This window comes from Psychrobacter sp. TB55-MNA-CIBAN-0194 (assembly GCF_040309505.1).
Lineage (GTDB): Bacteria > Pseudomonadota > Gammaproteobacteria > Pseudomonadales > Moraxellaceae > Psychrobacter > Psychrobacter fozii.
Genome location: NZ_JBEOOW010000574.1, coordinates 1 through 251 on the forward strand (window position 1 = coordinate 1; position 251 = coordinate 251).

Genomic DNA, 251 nt, shown 5'->3' on the forward strand with positions numbered 1-251 from the left:
GTAGAGGTTAAGAATCAGTCGCGGCATGGTCTACTAGGCTCAAGATTAGTCGCTAATTAAACCACTAAAAATGGAATGCAGCCTGCAAGATCTTGACAGTATTGTCCGCGCTGACGACGGACAAAATAGTCTTGTACCATGCGTGCCTGCTGCTCGATACCATATTTAAAAAAAGGCTTACCCATTTCTAGTACATAATTATAGCGACGATCGATAATAGCACCGCGTAACACCTTCAAGCCTTGTTGCAG

At 43.8% G+C, this 251-nt stretch carries 1 pseudogene; it reads right to left on the reverse strand.

Annotated features, from left to right (window positions below):
• Nucleotides 1-56 precede the first annotated feature (56 nt).
• A pseudogene (locus tag AAEY75_RS16325) lies at nucleotides 57-251 on the reverse strand (type IV secretion protein Rhs); the annotation flags it as partial.